Source organism: Streptomyces sp. NPDC006879 (assembly GCF_042869595.1).
Lineage (GTDB): Bacteria > Actinomycetota > Actinomycetes > Streptomycetales > Streptomycetaceae > Streptomyces.
The window spans coordinates 17,906-35,732 of sequence record NZ_JBIAGC010000043.1; the positions used below are offsets into that span (position 1 = coordinate 17,906).

Consider the following 17,827-nt stretch of genomic DNA (forward strand, 5'->3'; position numbering starts at 1 on the left):
CACGCATCCATGCCGCGACGGGAGAGTTCCTCATGGCAGCCGAATCTCCCCGCGTGTTCGTGGTCCGCCACGGTCAGACCGAGTGGTCGCTGGCCGGACGCCACACCGGACGCACCGACCTGCCGCTCCTGCCGGAAGGACGTCGCAACGCCGCCAGACTCGGCAGCAGGCTCAGCCGCCCCCCGCTGAGCGGGCTGCCGGACTGCGAGGTCCGCACCAGTCCCCTGATACGTGCCTCCCAGACCTGCGAGCTGGCGGGGTTCGGTGCCCGCGCCAGCAGCTGGGACCTGCTACGGGAGTTCGACTACGGCGCGTACGAGGGTTTGACCACCCCGCAGATCCTGGCCGAACGGCCGAACTGGCAACTGTGGCGGGACGGGGTGCTGGACGGCGAGAGCCTGGAGCAGGTGGCCGACCGCGCCGACGCCGTGGTGGGGTGGGCCCGCGGTAGCGGAAGGGACGTGCTGCTCTTCGCCCACGCCCATGTCCTGCGGGCCCTGGCAGCCCGGTGGCTGGGCGAGCCGGTGTCCTTCGCCGCTCACCTGGAGCTGAGCGCGGCCTCGTTGTCGATCCTGGGTTCCGAGCACGGTGTCCCGGCCATCGAGCGGTGGAACGACAGCGCACACCTGCACTACGAGAACGCACCCCAAGGAGCGGACCCATGGCTGGACAGTTCGAAACCAGCGTGATCGTCAACCGGCCCGTCGAGGAGGTCTTCGCGTACCTGGCCGACGGCAGGAACGACCCCGAGTTCAGCCCACGGGTCCAGAAGATCGAGCGGACCCCCGAGGGGCCGACCGCAGTGGGCACGGTCTTCCGCAGCACGGTCAAGGACGCCGGGATGAAGACCGGCCGACAGTTCCGCATCAATGTCCTCGAACCGCCGCGCACGGTGCGCTGGAACGAGATCAGCAACAACCTCGTCACCGCCAGCGAAGGCGGCTACGACCTGGAACCGCTGCCCGACGGAAGTACCCGCGTACGGATCTACAACGTCCTGGAAGGGCATGGCCTCGGCAAACTGATCGTCGGCCTGGCGCTGTCCGCTGCCCGTAGGGACGCCCCCGACTTCGGCCGAAGGATCAAGACGGCGATCGAGGCGCACTGACCGCCCGGGTGCTCGGCGCCGCGTCGACGGCGGAGGGTCAGGGGAACCGACACAGTCCCACCGCACACTTTGGGCTGTGGGATCCGTCCGCCAGGGTGGCGGACAGCAGCGGGGTCGCCGAACGTTCGCCCGACAGCGGCAGCGTGAGGGTACGGCCACGGGTCCTACCTCCGCTCCCCGCGGACGCCCCGCTCACAGCGATCGAGGTGACCCGCCTGCTACCGGCCGCCAGCAGGTAGCGGGCGCCAGAAGCGGAGGTCCAGCGCACCGATGCGAACACGTGCTGGCCGAACCGGCCGCAAGCCGCGGTGGAGCGGGCGCTCCCTGCTACGAGGACGGGGCTACCCGGCAGGGCAGGGGTCCGCAGTTCCACCCGAACGTCACCCGGGCCCCGCCAACTGCTCGCCCGGGTGCAGGACCACACGGCCCGATCACCCCCCTCGGGGAGCCGCTGCTCGGCGAAGTCCCAGATGTTGACCGCCCGCACCCCCTGGTCCCGCAGCCGGGCCAGGCCACATGCGGCGCGCGACCAGGCCGCCAGGCCCTCCGGGCCGGTGGCCTCGCGGGGCTGGCGAGCCGGCGACGTGGCGGCGGGCAGCGGAGTATGGGTCAGGTGGGCCGGCGACAGACCGCCGAGGTCGGCGAGGAGGAACGAGTGCTTCTCGACGATCCGGCCCGAGGAACGCAGGTACAGGACCGGCCACGTGGTGCAGCCGGCGGGAGCGGACCGCCCGGGTGCCGGTACCGGTGCCGTCACCCCGTCCCGGGACAGGCCGAGGGGGCGTTCGGGGGAACCGGGCGCGAGGAGGTCCCGGGTCCGGGCCTGGTCGATCCACGGAGCCAACAGGTAGCGGGGGCCCTGGTTGGTGCGCGTCAGCACGATCGCGGCAGCCGTGGTGACATCGGCGTCATCGGCCCGCGCCAGGGCCACCTCCGGCCCCGGGCCGGAGGATCCGGTGGCCGGTGGCTCGGTGTAACGGACGATGCGACGGCCATCGTGGAAGACGACCACCCCCATGCCGCCGATCCGACCCGCGTAAAGCAATTGAGTGCCCGCCGGTGGCGCCCCACCAGCAGTGGTGCTCGGGGTCAGGACCACCGAGGTGTTGGCGGACTGCGCCGACCCGGTCTTCGCCCAGGCGGTCAGGGCGCGCGCGAGCAGTGCCTCGTCTCCGATCAAGTTGCCGCGGGGCGGCCAGGCGGTGAAGTCCACCCGGGCGGTGTCGGCCCACGCCTCAGCACCGGCGCGGACCAGTTCAACAGGGCGGATCGAGGTCACCGGCAGGGCACGTCCTTGCTCGGTGGGGGTGACGCCCCACTGCAAGGTGGTCGACGAGAGCACGGCCAGGCCGAGCAGCAGGGCGCCGGCGGCTCGCTGCCGACGGCGGCGGCGGAACAGATCGGTGGGCCGAGTCTGCAAGGAGCAGGGGTCGAAGGACGGTGAGTTCCACGAGGACGCCAGCGACCCGAGGCCCGCGTGCAGGCGCTGGGCCGCGAGGACAACAGCATCCGGCTCCGAGATCCCGGCTCGGGCCAGCAGCTGGCGCACCGCCGTCTCGTCGAATCCCTCGACATACCGCATGAGCCAGGCTGCCCGGGTGGGGGCGTCCGCCGTGGAGAGGCTCTGGGCCAGCGCCACCTCCGCGGGTTCCCCCACCTGGGGGAAGAGCCGCAGCCCGTGGACGATGGGCAGTCGTGGAAGGAGGGCCCGCGGTGGATCGAGGAAGCGGGGCCACCAGCCTGGACGCCGGTCGTAGGCCAGGGCCGCACGCAGCACCCGTTCCCATGGCCAGGACGGCTCCGGTGCCCGGTGGGCGCCCCGCCCTGGTGCGGCCTGGGCGGGCACCGGGGCCTCGCGGCCGGGCGCCCGCAGGACGGGCATCGCCTGCTGGACGAGGGCGTGAGCGAGCAAGACACGCCGGTGGCGGCCAGCGGCCGTGGGCAGCACGAGGTAGGCGAGGCGAACCAGTGCGGCGTACTGCTCGACCAGAGCTGCCTCGGCACGGTCGAGCCCGGTGCGCCGCACGGCCCGGGCACCGCGTCGCCCGGTACGCGCAAAGGGTGTGGACATGCGGCGGGCGCCCTCCCGGTGGGGTATTCGCCGCGTGCGGGCGGCTCGTCCCTCCTCTAAACGAGTGATTCCTGGGATGGTCACCGGATTCCTCCGGAGGTGCGCCGGCCATCCGGCCGCCGAAGGTGCATCCGATGCGGCCCCTGGCGGCGAAGTACCCCATGACACCTCCGCACTGACGCCCATGGGAGCGCCGATGACCGTTTCTGTCGTCCTCTACACCTGCGACCTGCGGGTGCACGACCATCCGCCGCTCCGGGCGGCGGTGGCGACGGGCCGTGAAGTAGTACCGCTGTTCGTCCTCGACGACCGGGTCTCGGACGTCGGGTTCGCCGTCCCCAACCGGCTGGCGTTCCTCGCCGACTGCCTGGCGGGGCTGGACGCCGGGCTGCGGGCCCGGGGCGGGCGACTGGTGCTGCGCAGCGGAGACCTGGTCGAGGAGGTCGGACGGGTTGTCGCCGAGTCGGGCGCGCGCGAGGTCCATGTCTCCTGCGGGTACAGTGCGTTCGCACAGCGACGCGAGGAGCGGCTGCGCAAGGCGCTGGAGGGGGCCGGCTGCGCCCTGCACGTCCACGAACCGGTGGTCACGGTCGTACCTCCGGGGCAGGTGACCCCGCAGGGTTCGGATCACTTCGCGGTCTTCACCCCCTACTTCCGCCGTTGGTCCCAGGAACGGGTGCGCGATCCGCTCGCAGCGCCCCGGGCCGTCCACGTACCGCCCGGCATCGGCTCGCTCCGGTTGCCGAACCGCAGCGAGGTCCAGGGCGTTTCCCCCGGTCTCGCCCGCGGCGGTGAACCCGAGGCCAGGGATCGGTTCGGCTCGTGGCTCCACCGTGGTCCTGGCGGGATCGGTGGATACGAAGAAGGCCACGACGATCTGCCTGGTGACTGCACCTCTCGGCTGTCCCCGCACCTCCACTTCGGTACCCTCTCGGCGGTGGAGGCCGTCCAACGGGCCAGGGCCAAGGGCGGGGCGGGCGCCGAGGCGTTCGTACGCCAGTTGTGTTGGCGCGACTTCCATCACCAGGTGCTGGCGTCCCGACCGGCGGTAGCCCACGCCGACTACCGCACCAAACACGACCGCTGGCGCACGGAGCGGGAAGCCGCGCGGGAAATCGAGGCATGGAAGCGCGGGGTCACCGGCTATCCGATCGTCGACGCGGCGATGCGGCAGTTGAACCACGAGGGATGGATGCACAACCGTGGACGGCTGCTCGCGGCCAGCTTCCTCACCAAGACCCTCTACGTGGACTGGCGGGTGGGGGCCCGCCATTTCCTGGACCTGCTGGTGGATGGCGACACGGCGAACAACCAGCTCAACTGGCAGTGGATGGCCGGCACCGGCACCGACAGCCGGCCGAACCGGGTCCTCAACCCGGTGGTACAGGCCAAGCGCTACGACCCGCGGGGCGATTACGTGCGGCGCTGGGTGCCCGAACTCGCCGAGCTGCCGGGGTCTGCCGTGCACGAACCGTGGAAGCTGACCGGTCTGGATCGAGCGCAGTACGACTATCCGGAGCCGCTGGTGGAGCTCTCCGAAGGGCTGGCTCGCTTCCGCAGCGCACGGGGCTCGACTGAGGCCTGATCGATTTCGCTGCGAAAACGGTGCGAGGTGCGGAATCCGGGAGATCACCCGAAGGTGGTGTGACAGGAGCGTGGTCGCCGTCACCAGCGGCGCCCACCACGTACTACGCGGGACGGTGAGCTGGCCGATGAGCAGGCGGAGCGAGCGACCCGGGGGCGAGGCCCGCGCAGCGGACGCTGACGCGCCGGTGTGCCTGGTGACGGGAGCCACGGGCTACATCGGCGGCCGTCTGGTGCCCGAGCTGCTCACCGCGGGCCACCGGGTGCGCTGCCTGGCCCGGACCCCGGAGCGGCTGCGTGACTACCCCTGGGCGGGGCGGGCGGAGGTCGTCAAGGGCGACGTCATGGACGAGGAGTCCCTCCTGCGGGCTTGCCGTGGCGTCGATGTGGCCTACTACCTGGTGCACGCGCTCGGAACCGGCCCAGGCTTCGAGGCACGGGACCGTCAGGCGGCCCGGAACTTCGCGCGCGCGGCCCGTGAGGCGGGCCTGCGGCGCATCGTCTACCTGGGCGGCCTGACCCCCACCGACGTTCCGGAAGCAGAGCTGTCCGCCCACCTTCGCTCGCGGGCCGAGGTCGGGCAGATCCTGCTGGACTCCGGCGTGCCGACCGCGGTCCTGCGGGCCGCTGTGATCATCGGTTCGGGTTCGGCTTCCTTCGAGATGCTGCGTTACCTCACCGAGCGGCTCCCCGTGATGGTGACGCCGAGTTGGGTGAGCACCAAGATCCAGCCCATCGCCGTACGAGATGTCCTGCGCTACCTGGTGGGCTGTGCGCGGCTACCCGCGGGAGTCAGCCGCGGCTTCGACATCGGCGGGCCGGACGTCATGACCTACCGGGAGATGATGGAACGCTACGCGGCGGTGGCCGAACTACCCAAGCGGTACATCCTGCCTGTGCCCATGCTGTCCCCCAGGTTGTCCGGCCACTGGATCGGGCTGGTCACTCCCGTGCCGGCAGCCATCGCTCGACCGTTGGCGGAGTCCCTGCGCCATGAGGTGGTCTGCGACGAGCACGACATCGCCCGCTACCTGCCCGATCCGCCCGGCACGCCGATCGGCTTCGACGAAGCCCTCTCGCTGGCTCTGCGCCGAGTTCGGGAAGCGCAGGTGACCACCCGATGGTCCTCGGCCTCCTATCCGGGCGCGCCCAGCGACCCCCTGCCCACGGATCCGCACTGGGCCGGCGGCAGCCTCTACACCGACTGCCGCGAACTCTCGGTCGGTGCGTCGCCCGAGGCGTTGTGGCGAGTGATCGAGGGCATCGGTGGCGACAACGGCTGGTACTCCTTCCCGCTCGCCTGGGCGCTGCGCGGCTGGCTCGACCGACTTGTGGGCGGAGTCGGGCTGCGTCGAGGGCGGCGGGACGCCGCGAGCCTGCGCGTGGGTGACTCGCTGGACTTCTGGCGGGTGGAGGAGATCGAAGCCGGTCATCTGCTCCGCCTCCGTGCGGAGATGCGACTGCCGGGGCTGGCCTGGCTGGAGATGTACGCGGACAAGGACGCCGTGGGCGCGACGCGGTACCGCCAGCGGGCGTTGTTCCACCCCAGGGGTCTGCTGGGGCACGCGTACTGGTGGAGCGTCTGGCCCTTCCACGCCCTGGTCTTCGGTGGCATGGCCCGCAATATCGCGCGCGCGGCCGAGTCCGCCGAGCATGCGGGCTCCGCCGGGGCAGGGGTGCCCTCGATGGCGCCCGAGGCCGACGCGGCACGGACCCCCGGGGGCTGAAGAGACACGTGCGATCGGGTCGGGTGGACACGACGGCTACGGCATCCGGCCGCGTTCTCGGGTCGCCCGGTGAACGCCGTGAGGCGGGATCCTCCGCCTGAGGCGCCGCATCGGGTGGTGGGCGCCCCTCCACCGCAGGAGCACCTTCACTCTCCGCCCTGGGCGAGACTCCATCGTTGTCCGGCACCCTCACGAAACGCCCGCTCGTACCCGGCATCGCCGAGTGCCAGCCGCGCCTGCCGCTCGCACTCCTCGCGCACTCCGGCGAGCTCGGGCATTCCACGTTGCGGATGGCCGACTGCCTGCCAGTAGGCGTGCCCGGCGCCCGAGGCACGGGCCGCGGCCTCCCCGTCGCCACCTGCGGCGTTCGCGGCGGCCAGCAGGTCGAGGCCCAGTGCCGTACCGAAGCTGTCGCCGATCTGGTGCTTTCCATGGAGCATGGAGCGGGCGTGTGCAGCGGCTTCGTGCGGCCGGTCCTCCAACAGGTTGATCAGGGACAGCTGGTAGTCGGCGTAGGAACGGGTCCAGTGCTCGCCTCGGGCCACGCAACCGGCCCGGATCGCTTCGGCGTTGGACCGGGCGGGGGCGAACAGCCCCATCCCGGTCAGGGCGAAGGTCAGCACGAGGTGGCAGCGCAGCCGGGCCGCGGAGCCGAAGGGTTCACCGGGCCACTCCTGTAGGGCGTTCTCTGCGACGATGCGGGCGGCGAGCGGCCGACCCGCGAGCAGGTGGCTGATGCCGAGCAGATAGGCCGCCTCCAGTGACATCAGCGGATCACCCGCGCCCTGACGAGCCAAGGCCCCGCAGGCTACCGCGAGTTGGTGACCCTGCTTGTGTTCTCCTTGGAGGAGGAGGGTCACTCCGAGGGCCCACAGGGCGCGAGCCCGGTCCGGGCCGGGGTTGCCGTCGAGACGCAGAGCGCGTTGGAGGAACGAACGGGCCTCGTGGAGGTGACCGCAACAGCTCCAGAAGAAGGCCACCCGGCTCGCCATGTGCTGGGCTCGCGCCGGAGCCGACTCCAACAAGAACTCCAGGGCGGCGCACAGGTCCGGGTGCGCCGCACCGATCCGGCGGTACCAGCTCCCCTGGGCGGGGCCGAGCCACTCGGCGTCGGCACGGCGTACCAGTTCCTGGAAGTGGTGCGCGTGGCGCCGGCGCAGGCCCTGGTGTTCTTTGAGTTCGCCCAGCCACATCGCCCCGTACTCACGGACGGTGTCGAGCATCCGCAGGGTCGGAACGCTGCCCGCGGCACCGGCCGGGGTGCTGTGCAGGACCGATTTGACCCTGAGCGCGTCGAGGACATGTGGCACCTGCTGCGCTGAGAGCGGGCCCCCGGCGCACACCGAGCGCGCGGCTTCCTCGTCGAAGGGGCCGCGGAAGACGGACAGCCGGGCCCAGAGCAACCGTTCGGCCGGGTCGCACAGTTCATGGCTCCACCCGATGGTGGTGCGTAGCGTGCGGTGCCGGGCCGGTTGGATCGGCTGGGTGGTGGTGAGCGGGTCGATCCTCCGGTCGAGGCGCATGGCCAGGTCTTCGATGCTGTGACGGTTGAGCTGGGCCGCGGCCAGCTCAAGGGTCAAGGGCACGCCCTGGAGGCGGCGGCAGATGTCCCGGGCGGCGCCAACCCAGGATTCGGGCCAGGGCGCGTCGAACTCCGGCACGCTCGCGGCGGCGCGTTGCGCGAACAGGGCCAGGGCTTCATCCGGGCCGTCCGCCCCGTAGCGCAACGACCCCAGTTCGATGACGTGTTCGGCCGGTAGCGCGAATGGTTGGCGGCTGGTGGCCAGGACCACCACTCCCGGCGCGGTGTCGAGGAGCTCGACGACGAGCTCACGGGCGGGCTCGATCAGATGTTCGCAGGAGTCGAGGACCAACAGCAACCTGCGGTCACTGAGCCAGGACCGCAGAGCGTCGAGTGGCTTGCGGGAGGTGTGGTCGGCCAGCCCGACGGCGTCGGCGACGCTCGCCACCAGCAGCCGGTCGTCGGGAAGGGGTGACAGGTCGGCCCAGTGCACCCCGTCCTGGAACGCGGCGAGGGACGGACGAGCGGAGGTGTCCAACCGGTCGCCGGGTGCGGGCCGCTGCCCGCGGACACGGCGACCAGACAGGAGGTGGCGGACGAGACGGCTCTTGCCCACCCCGCCCGACCCGACCACGGTGACGAGCCGCTGCTCGGCCACGGCTGTTTCCAGCAAGGCGAGTTCGCACGCTCGCCCGACGAACGAGGAGGCCACATCGGGAGTTCGCTGCACGACACCAGTGTGCTCTGCCCAACGCGCCCATGTGCCCCCGCGGGTACAAAACCGCCCGCTGGGTCATCGGACGGGCAACCCGAAGGCGGCCATGGTGGCCGATCGGTGGACGAAGTCCGTCAGGTACACGGCGTAGTCGCGCTCGCCCGCTCGGTACGCGGTGCAATACCGCGTGGGATACCAGCCGGCGACGCGCCAGGCGGCAGGCTGCGGAATCGGCTCGCAGGACCGGTGGCTCTTCCGCGTGCGCTGACTGTCCACGAAGTCCCGCGTGACCATCGGCTCGATGAAGGTCAAGCGGCCGTCGAAGGCGCCGTAGATGAGGGTTTGACCGACCAGCGTTCCGGCGGTCGGTGGTCTGCTGTCCAGATGGGCTCCCATGGCGCCTTCGGCGGTGCGGGGACTGGATGCGGGGTAGCCGGCGGGCAGGTAGGCAGCGGGGACCGGGCGGGATGCGGCTGCCAGTTGGTCACAGTCAATGAGCAGGGAACACCGCCCCAGGCGGATCCCGGCGCGCTCTTCGGGCGAATCCAGGTAGAAGTGCACGTCGAAGTGCGGGACGTCGTATCGCCCGTGCGGGGTGTGACCGTGCGGATTCCAGTTGACCAGCGCCCATTGCACCGGCAGTTCGGCGGCTCCCGGAGGTACTGCGGGCAGGGCGAGTTCACTGCTGTGACCACCGACGCATTCATGCATCGGGTCGGTGCTCCCGTCACCGTCCGCGTCGAAGCAGTGCCGGCCGTCGGTCGCGCTGGTGGGCAGGCTGCTCAGCGCCGACTCGCTGAGGGCCACGCCCAGGGTCCGCGGGCGGCCGTTTGGTTCGTACTCGGTGTAGAGCTCAACCGTGCCGCGACCCAACGCGGCGACGGAGGCCGAGGTCACTTCCGGTCCTTGGCGGGCCGGTAGGGCTGCGGCGGGCAGCAGGGCCGCCAGGAGGGCGGCGGGTATCAGCCAGAAGGAACGGGGTATGCGCATGGGTCAGGCCGTTCGTACCGGGACGTTCCAGGAGGAACGTGCGTTGAGTCCCGCGGCGTCGACGCCGGTCACGTGGCGGGTGCAGGACCTGACATCGACCAGCTTGTGTGCCGGCAGCACCTGGCGAATGTCCGTGAAGCCGTCCGGGGCAAGCATCTCCACCTGATGGAGCAGTCGGTCGGGCTCCAGACGCCGGTGTGCGGCCAGCAGCTGGGTGGTCTGCGGCCGGCGCAGCGCGTCGTAACGGGACAACGCCTCGTCCACTTCGCAGTGGGCAAGTTCGTAGGCCAGGACTCGGGCGTCGACGATCGCCTGAGAGGCTCCGTTGGACCCGGTCGGATACATCGGGTGGGCGGCGTCACCGAGCAGGACGGTGCGGCCGTCCACCCAGCTGGGCAGCGGGTCCCGGTCGATCATGGGGTATCGCAGGATGCGGGGTGCGGCGGAGACGACGGCGTGCAGGTCCAGGAAGCCGGTGCGCCAGTCGTCCAGATGGGCCAGCACCGCCTCGGCCGGGGCCGACTGGTCCCATTCCCCAGCGGCGGGCAGGGTGTCGCCCGCGGCGGGGCCAGCGTCACCGTGGGTCTCGACCACCCAGTTCAGCTGGCAGTTGCCGGTGGTATCGGGGCGCGAGACCGCGTACACCACGGCTTTCACCTGAGAGTTGCAACCGAAGATGACCATGGTGCGACCGTCGAGGAAGGGCGGTCCCTCGCTCACGCCGCGCCACATCCATATGCCGTTGCCCAGGGGTGGGCCCTCGTGCGGGTGCATGACGGCGCGAGCTGCCGAGTTGACGCCGTCTGCCGCGATCAGCAGGTCACAGCGCAGTGGCCTGGGAGACTCCGCGGTGAACACCAGTACGGAGCGCTGCCCTTTGGAGGCCGCCTGTTCGTAGTGGAGGAGCCGGCGTCCGGTCAGGACCGCGGCGGCGCCCAGCCGCCTGCGGACCTCGGCGAGCAGGAGTTCCTGGAGTCGAGCCCGGTGCACGGAGAACTGTGGCCACCGGTAGCCGGCGGCCCGTCCGCGTGGCTCCGAGAAGATCAGTCCGCCATAGCGGTGGTGGTACTGAAGACGTGCGGTGGCCACGGCCTCGGCCTCCAGCGCCCGGCCGAGGCCCAGTTCGGTCAGTTCCCGGACAGCAGCGGGCTGGATGTTGATTCCGGCGCCGACGGCCCGCATCCGCGGGCATGCCTCGATGATCTGGATGTTGCCGAGCCCCGCGGCCTGCAGGCTCAGCGCGGTGGTCAGACCGCCGATTCCGGCGCCGGCTATAAGAATCTTGGGAGAATTCTTCCCGTTACATGGCGTCATTTCTCAGCCTCCCGGTACGGAACCTCTACCTAAAAATGAGGGAGGCATAAGAAAGACACAACCACAGCGGGCGGAGATTTACCGAATTCCCGCTCCACCCCCATCCTGATCACTCGATCGGCCTACATGGGGATGCCCCCGATCGGATGACGTGCTTTTAATGCAGGTGTCGGCAACAGAAAGGCTGCGACGTGAATCACGTGACATTCGACGCGTGCGACATACAGCGCCTCCAGCATGCTGTTGACTACGCGCACCACGCATGCGGAAGTTCCCTGGAGACACTTCTGCCGCCCTGGCTTCCAGACGACCTCAAGGAAGAAATCAGCGCCACGTGCCTGGTGTCCCATTGCGCGACGCTCCTGTTCCCGGCTTCCGTGGATTCCGCTCTCGACTACTTCAAGCAAAACGAGTGGTACGCCTCGGCAGCAATACCAAGCGTCCTGGTTAAGCGGCGACTCACGGAACGACACGGGCTTCCACCCGACGTCGATATACGGGTAACCCGACTGGACGTCACCACCGGATGCGAGCCCGGTCCCGAGGTCGAGGTATTCCTCTTCCCGCGCTGTAGCCCCGGCTACAGCACGACGATCAGCGATTCCGAGCGCGTCCACGGATTCGAGAACCACGTAGGGCTACTCCTGGGCGACCCCGGGGGCGGCCTCCTGGCCCACCTCGCGAACCGGCTGGAGTCCGATGGCCAACTCGTCTACGAGGGGTCGGCCCACAACCCCCACGAGAACACCACCATGCTGTACTTCGCCCCCAGCTCCCGAGTGGCAGGCGCCCGCCGCCGCTTCGCCCGGTGGGAACTACAGTGTCCGGGCGACCTCAGCGCCCAGGCAGCACGGCGGCCCGTGCGCTCCCACGAACTGGTGCGCGCTTACGCCGCGCTTCAGGCGAACTCGCTGAGCGGCGCGCTCACCGCCACGCTCCACTCCCCCAGCCCGGCGGGAGTACGAGGCTGATCCAGCCACACATGGGCGGCCCGGACCCCACGGGGTACCCGGGTCGCCCGCGGAGTTGACCCTCCTCTGCCCAGTCGACGTCTTCGGCGCGCTGGCCCTTTGCCGCTCACACAGCGAGCCTTGAGACATGAACACCCCCTTCCGGCCCCGCCACCGACATTCGCTCCGCCCCGGGGGGCGTTCCCCCAGTGGCCCGCAACCGGCCGGCAGCGTTCGCGTCGGGACCGCGGCCGGACGGTGGGTCCTGTTGACCACGGTGCTCGGCTCCGCGATGGCGATGATCGATTCGACCGTGGTCAACGTCGCGCTACCGGCCATCGGACGCGACCTCGACGCCGACCTCGCCGTTCTCCAGTGGACGGTCAACGCCTATCTGCTGACCCTTGCCGGGCTCATCCTGGTCGGTGGTGCCCTCGGTGACCGGTACGGCCGTCGGCGGATCTTCGTGCTGGGCGTCGGCTGGTTCGCGGCCGGCTCCCTGGCATGCGGCTTGGCGCCGAACGCGGGCGTACTCATCGCCGCCCGAGCCTTTCAGGGCGTGGGCGGCGCCCTGCTGACCCCCGGGTCCCTGGCGCTGATCCAGGCCTCCATCCATCCTCAGGACCGGGCTCGTGCCGTGGGACTGTGGTCCGGACTCGGCGGCGTCGGCGCGGCCGTGGGCCCCTTCCTCGGCGGCTGGCTGGTGGACGGCCCGGGCTGGCGATGGGTCTTCCTGCTGAACGTGCCCATCGCAGCGCTCTGCATCCCGGTTGCGCTACGGCACGTACCCGAGTCCAAGGACCCCAAGGCGCCCGGCCGGTTCGACATGGCGGGCGCGGCTCTCGGTGCCGCCGCGCTCGCCCTGCTGACCTACGCGCTGATCGAGGCTCCCGACGCGGCCAGCTCGGCCCAGGTGGTGACCGCCGCCGTCGGCGCAATCCTGCTCGCCGCCCTCTTCATCGCCCTCGAACGCCACCGCCGGGAGCCCATGGTGCCACCCGACATCTTCGCCTCCCGGCTGTTCACTGCCGTCAACCTCGTCACCGTCTGTGTCTACGCGGCCTTCGGCGGCTTCTTCTTCCTCTCCGTCCTCCAGCTCCAGGTCGTCTCCGGCTACTCCGCGCTCGCCGCAGGGGCGGCGCTACTGCCGACCACCGTGCTGATGCTCTTGTTGTCCGCCCGTTCGGGGGCACTGGGCGAACGGATCGGGCCCCGCCTGCCCCTCACCGTCGGGCCGCTGCTTTGCGCGGCCGGGATGCTGCTCATGCTGCGGGTGGGGCCGAAGGCGTCCTACCTGACGGACGTCCTGCCGGCCCTGCTGGTGCTCGGACTGGGCATGGTCACCTTGGTGGCCCCGCTCACGGCGACCGTCCTGTCCTCGGTCAGCACCGACCGGGCAGGGTTGGCCAGCGGTATCAACAACGCGGCGGCTCGGGCGGCGGGCCTGCTCGCCGTGGCGGCCCTACCGCTGCTGGCGGGGATGGGTTCGGAGGCCTTCCGTTCCGCCGAGCAGTTCGACGCCGCGTTCGGGCGGGCCATGCTCTGGTGTGCCGGGCTGTTGGTGGTCGGCGCCCTACTCGCCTGGACGACCGTGCGCAAGCCCGGGGCGGGTCCGAGTCATCCGCAGTGCCGTACCCAGTGCCCGATGGCCGCTCCCACTCTGGAACCACCCCAGCCGTAGGCCCGCCGCGGCAGGCCGTCCCTGGGCCTTCCGCCGTGCCGCGCCGTACGCTCTGCCCGATAGTGGATCCATGAAGCGGTATCCGCTCATCGCCGATCACGGGATCGTGGGCGACCTCCAGACGGTGGCCCTGGTCTCCGACCAGGGTGTGGTCGACTGGTTCGCCGCGCCTCGCTTCGATTCGCCGGGCATCTTCTCGGCCCTGCTCGACCACGACCGCGGTGGATACTTCCGGATGTCCTTGGACCATCCCGGTGCCACCGTCAAACAGCTCTACTACCCGGACACCGCCATCTTGGTGACCCGCTTCATGTGCCCCGACGGGGTGGGCGAGCTCATGGACTGGATGCCGCCGGATCTGACCGGACGTGCCAGCAGGAAGCACACACTGATGCGCGTGGTGCGCTGCATGCGAGGAACGGTGCGTTTCAACCTGGAGTGCCGACCGCGGTTCAACTTCGGCCGAGCACGGCACGAACTCACCCTGGACGGGCAACTCGCGACGTTCCGTTCGGCAGCAGACAGCGGCTTCCTCCAGACGGACTTCGCCCTCGAACGCGACGGGGAGTTCGATGTCCGCGGCAGCATCACCCTCACCTCGGGCGGGCGGGCCGGCGCCGCCTTCACGGTGGGCGGCCGGGACGCGAGCCCGCCTTCGCCGGCCAACGCCGAGAAGATCGAGAGTCAACTGTGGGACACCGTCGGATTCTGGCAGGACTGGGTGCGCACCGCGCACTACCGGGGGCGCTGGCCGGACATGGTGCACCGTTCGGCCATCACCTTGAAACTGCTCACCTACCTGCCGACCGGCGCACCCATCGCCGCGGCCACCCTCGGTCTACCCGAACTGGTGGGTGGGGAACGGAACTGGGACTACCGCTACACCTGGATCCGGGACGGCTCGCTGTCCGTACGGGCCCTGCTCGACCTCGGCTTCGTCGAAGAGGCTGCCGCCTTCACCAACTGGCTCACCGAACGCGTCACCGAACGCGCAACCGGCCCCGCCTCGGGCACCCAGCCACTGCAGATCATGTACCGCGTCGACGGTGACCCCTGGCTCCCGGAAGAGATCCTCGACCACTTCGAGGGCTATCGGGGCTCCGCGCCGGTACGCGTCGGCAACGCGGCAGTGAACCAGGTCCAACTCGACATCTACGGCGAAGCCCTGTACGCCCTGACCCAGGGTCGCGGCAGCAGCGCCCCTGGACCGGCCATCGATGCCCAACCCACCTACCGGGGTTGGCAGGCCATTTCCTCGATGCTGGACTGGCTCTGCGATTCGTGGGACAGCGAGGACGAGGGCATCTGGGAGACCCGTGGCGGTCGGCAGGACTTCACCTACAGCCGGGTGATGTCCTGGGCGGCCTTCGATCGCGGCCTGCGGCTGGCCTCCGAGTTCAGTCGTCCCGCGGACCGGGAGCAGTGGCGGCAGGCACGTGATGCCATCTTCGAGCAGGTGATGACGCGCGGATGGAGCCAGCGCCGGCGTGCCCTGGTCCAGCACTACGGCGGGGACGTACTCGACGCCGCGTTGCTACTCATCCCCAGAGTGGGACTCCTCTCCCCTTCCGACCCCGCCTGGCTGAGCACCCTGGACGCCATCGACTCGGGCCTGGTGTCGGACAGCCTGGTCTACCGATACGACCCGGAGGCTTCGCCGGACGGTCTGCGCGGCGCCGAGGGGACCTTCAGCCTCTGCACCTTCCTCCACGTGGACGCCCTGGCCCGGGCTGGTCGGACCCGGCAGGCGCGGTTCTCCTTCGAGAAGATGCTGACCTACGCCAACCACGTCGGGCTCTTCGCCGAGGAGATCGGCCCGAGCGGCGAGCAACTGGGCAACTTTCCCCAGGCGTTCACCCACCTTTCGTTGATCATGGCCGCGACGACGCTGGACGACGCCCTGGACCGGATGCGAGGCGGTCAAGGTCAGCCGTGAGGCAGTCGAGCCATTCGGTGGCCGCGTAGTACAAGGGCGGCACCCGGTCGAGGCTGAAAGCCGCCCCGGCGTCCTGCCGCGCGAGGCGCACCGCCCCGTCCCCGTCCGCCCCGGGCGTGGCGTCGGCCGTCTCCAGTTGAGCCGCGGCCCGGCGTAGTCCCTCCGTGGTCCCGCCCGCGTAGCGTGCCAGACGAGTAGTGGCCGTCTCGTCCAAGAGGTCACCGCAGGCGTCGCGGAGCCTGCGCGCCCCCCACAGGGCATGGTGACCGGCCATCAGTGCCGCTTGCCAGTCGGCCGGCGGATCATCGTGTTCGTGTTGTTCGGTCTGGTATTGGGCGAAGGCCGACTCGGCCATCACCAGGGCGTGGTGCAGTTCCTGGTCGTCGGCAGGAACGGGCGGGTGCAGGGGCATCGGTACCACCGAAGGCGCCTCGGGGCGACTCCTCCCCCGGCCCGCTGCCACACTGAGCACGGTGACCGCCACCAGGTCGGCGGCTACCCTGAGCAACACGCCCACGGAGCGGCTCAGTTCGAAGTGCGCGCCCCGCGGCCACGCGAACAGGCCGAAGACGATGCCGATCGAACTGCCCACCAGCACGTCCAACACCCGGAACTCGGCGAGCTGCCACGTCACGGGAGCCAGCTGGGCGAAGACCAGTGCGACGACCAGGGTGAACAGCCCCTGGGCCCAGCCCACACCGCGCAGCGGCCCCAGGTAGAAGGCCGTGAGCATGAGGGGCGGGAGCGCCACCGCGTACCAGGTGGTGTCCTGGCCGATCGCCACCAGCAGCGCCGCACTCACCAGGGCGCCCAGCACCGTGCCGGCCAGGGCCTGCCGAATGGTCGTGCGGGTCTGGGTGACGGTGGTTCGGGTGAGGGTCAAGGTCGCGAGCAGCGCCCAGAAGCCGTGCGGCAGACTGTCCAGGCCCGCAACGGCCCGAGCGGCGGCGAGGGCGAGGCTGATGCGCACGGCGTTCTGGAAGTACACCGAGCGGCGCCCGGCGTGGCCCGCCAGCCGGTGCAACCACAGGTGCGGGGCGCTGAGCGAGGCGTACCAAAAGCGCACCGGGTCGACGGAGTCGGCCGCGGCACGCCCGTATCGGGCCAGCCTGGCTGCCGCCGCCATGTTCAAGGCGGCGTCGGCGATCTCGTCCAGGGCCGCGTGCCGACGCAGCGCCGGGGCGGTCTGGAGCCGCGTGTCCATCCGACCCAGCCGGGCGCGGCAGGCCCGGAGCTCGGTGAGGCCCTCCGAACTGACCGGGTGTTCTGTCCGCCACCGCCCCACCGGGCGGCTGCGCAGGGCGGCGGCGGATTCCCGGGAGGACACGGCCAACGAAGCGAGCAGGCCGCGTCCGACGGGGCCCGGCGCAGTCCCGGGCACGGGCGGGGGCAGGGCGACCAGCCTGGCCAGCAGGGTGCGCGCGGACAGCCCCGCGTGGGCCAGGGCGCGCTCGATGACCTGCGGTCCGGCCGGCCGTTCCGCGTCGGCCACGTTCAGAGGGCGCAGGGCTTGCCCCGCTTGGTGAGCGGCGGTCGCTGACTGGGCCGACAGCACATACGGAGGCCGCAGCAGCTCGTCGACGCAGCGAGCCGCCGTCGTGGCCGCCCGGGCGGCCAGTTGCCGGTAGCTGGTGTCACGCGGCTCGGGTAGCAAGAAGAGGTCGGTCAGAACCAGCAGCACGATGCCCAGGCTCGCGCCGCCCAAGCGGACGCCGAGTGTGTCCGGAGCATACGGCGGGAAGCTGGGCAGGATGTAGAGGAGCTGGAGGCCGGGGGCGGCGCCGGCCGGCCTGGGCCCTCCGGCGGCCACGAAGGCGAGCGCGAAGCCGATCAGGAGCATCCCGGCCACCGCGGCCCAGGTCCGTACGGCCAGCATGGTGCCCGCGGTCACCAGGAGCCAGGCCACCGGCAACAGCCGCACCACAACCGCTGCACGCTGTTTTCCGTTGCCGGGTACGCGGGACAGGCCTCCCAGGGCGACGGCCGCGAACAGCGCGTAGGTGGCGGCCACCGTCTGGTCCCAGACGTACAGGGAGAGGTAGAACCCGGTGCACGCCGCGAGGGTGATCCGGGCCGAGTTCCGGGCCGCGGCGGCGCGCGGTCCGAGGCCGCCGAAGAGGCGGTCGCTGCTGGGATCAGCTCCCATGTCTTCCAGGATCGCCCAGGAAGCCGGCGGCGGCTCCCTGGGCGTCACTTCCCGGGAGCGTCAAGGTCCGCGGGTGGGCGCGG

General features: G+C 70.8%; 12 protein-coding genes. 7 read left to right on the forward strand and 5 right to left on the reverse strand.

Going from position 1 to position 17,827, the window contains the following annotated elements:
- Positions 1 to 32 precede the first annotated feature (32 nt).
- Positions 33 to 689 (forward strand): histidine phosphatase family protein, encoded by a 657-nt coding sequence (locus tag ACFYMC_RS24545; RefSeq protein WP_388528905.1) that lies wholly within the window; start codon positions 33 to 35, stop codon positions 687 to 689.
- Positions 662 to 1,108 carry an SRPBCC family protein gene (locus ACFYMC_RS24550; protein ID WP_388528907.1) on the forward strand — a complete coding sequence of 149 codons (447 nt, stop codon included), beginning with the start codon at positions 662 to 664 and terminating at the stop codon, positions 1,106 to 1,108. The genes ACFYMC_RS24545 and ACFYMC_RS24550 overlap by 28 nt, the downstream gene beginning before the upstream one ends.
- Before the next feature lie 37 nt (positions 1,109 to 1,145).
- Here ACFYMC_RS24550 and ACFYMC_RS24555 read toward each other — a convergent pair whose 3' ends face one another.
- On the reverse strand, positions 1,146 to 3,179 hold the full coding sequence (locus ACFYMC_RS24555) for a hypothetical protein (RefSeq protein ID WP_388528909.1): 2,034 nt from the start codon (positions 3,177 to 3,179) through the stop codon (positions 1,146 to 1,148).
- Between the two features lie 196 nt (positions 3,180 to 3,375).
- On the opposite strand from ACFYMC_RS24555, the gene ACFYMC_RS24560 reads away from it, so the two are divergent.
- Both ACFYMC_RS24560 and ACFYMC_RS24565 read left to right on the forward strand, forming a co-directional pair.
- Complete coding sequence (locus ACFYMC_RS24560; protein ID WP_388528911.1) at positions 3,376 to 4,764, forward strand: cryptochrome/photolyase family protein; 1,389 nt, start codon at positions 3,376 to 3,378, stop codon at positions 4,762 to 4,764.
- Between the two features lie 127 nt (positions 4,765 to 4,891).
- Positions 4,892 to 6,490: an SDR family oxidoreductase gene (locus ACFYMC_RS24565; protein WP_388528913.1), complete on the forward strand. Its 1,599-nt coding sequence runs from the start codon at positions 4,892 to 4,894 to the stop codon at positions 6,488 to 6,490.
- A 146-nt stretch (positions 6,491 to 6,636) separates the two neighbouring features.
- Here the strand turns inward: ACFYMC_RS24565 and ACFYMC_RS24570 are convergent, their stop codons facing one another.
- From ACFYMC_RS24570 to ACFYMC_RS24580, 3 genes are all read right to left on the reverse strand, one after another.
- Positions 6,637 to 8,742 (reverse strand): ATP-binding protein, encoded by a 2,106-nt coding sequence (locus tag ACFYMC_RS24570; protein WP_388528914.1) that lies wholly within the window; start codon positions 8,740 to 8,742, stop codon positions 6,637 to 6,639.
- A 63-nt stretch (positions 8,743 to 8,805) separates the two neighbouring features.
- A complete protein-coding gene (locus tag ACFYMC_RS24575; protein WP_388528916.1) occupies positions 8,806 to 9,717 on the reverse strand; it encodes a hypothetical protein in 912 nt (303 codons plus the stop codon).
- Positions 9,718 to 9,720: 3 nt separating this feature from the next.
- Positions 9,721 to 11,031: an FAD-dependent monooxygenase gene (locus ACFYMC_RS24580; protein WP_388528918.1), complete on the reverse strand. Its 1,311-nt coding sequence runs from the start codon at positions 11,029 to 11,031 to the stop codon at positions 9,721 to 9,723.
- 191 nt (positions 11,032 to 11,222) lie between these two features.
- On the opposite strand from ACFYMC_RS24580, the gene ACFYMC_RS24585 reads away from it, so the two are divergent.
- The 3 genes from ACFYMC_RS24585 to ACFYMC_RS24595 all read left to right on the forward strand — a co-directional run bounded on the left by ACFYMC_RS24585 (position 11,223) and on the right by ACFYMC_RS24595 (position 15,598).
- Positions 11,223 to 12,002: a hypothetical protein gene (locus ACFYMC_RS24585; protein ID WP_388528920.1), complete on the forward strand. Its 780-nt coding sequence runs from the start codon at positions 11,223 to 11,225 to the stop codon at positions 12,000 to 12,002.
- Positions 12,003 to 12,129: 127 nt separating this feature from the next.
- Complete coding sequence (locus ACFYMC_RS24590; protein ID WP_388528921.1) at positions 12,130 to 13,662, forward strand: MFS transporter; 1,533 nt, start codon at positions 12,130 to 12,132, stop codon at positions 13,660 to 13,662.
- 70 nt (positions 13,663 to 13,732) lie between these two features.
- The gene (locus ACFYMC_RS24595; protein WP_388528923.1) at positions 13,733 to 15,598 is read left to right on the forward strand and encodes a glycoside hydrolase family 15 protein; all 1,866 of its coding nucleotides are present in this window, start codon (positions 13,733 to 13,735) and stop codon (positions 15,596 to 15,598) included.
- Here the strand turns inward: ACFYMC_RS24595 and ACFYMC_RS24600 are convergent.
- Positions 15,534 to 17,744 carry an FUSC family protein gene (locus ACFYMC_RS24600; RefSeq protein WP_388528925.1) on the reverse strand — a complete coding sequence of 737 codons (2,211 nt, stop codon included), beginning with the start codon at positions 17,742 to 17,744 and terminating at the stop codon, positions 15,534 to 15,536. The genes ACFYMC_RS24595 and ACFYMC_RS24600 overlap by 65 nt on opposite strands.
- Between the last annotated feature and the right edge of the window lie 83 nt (positions 17,745 to 17,827).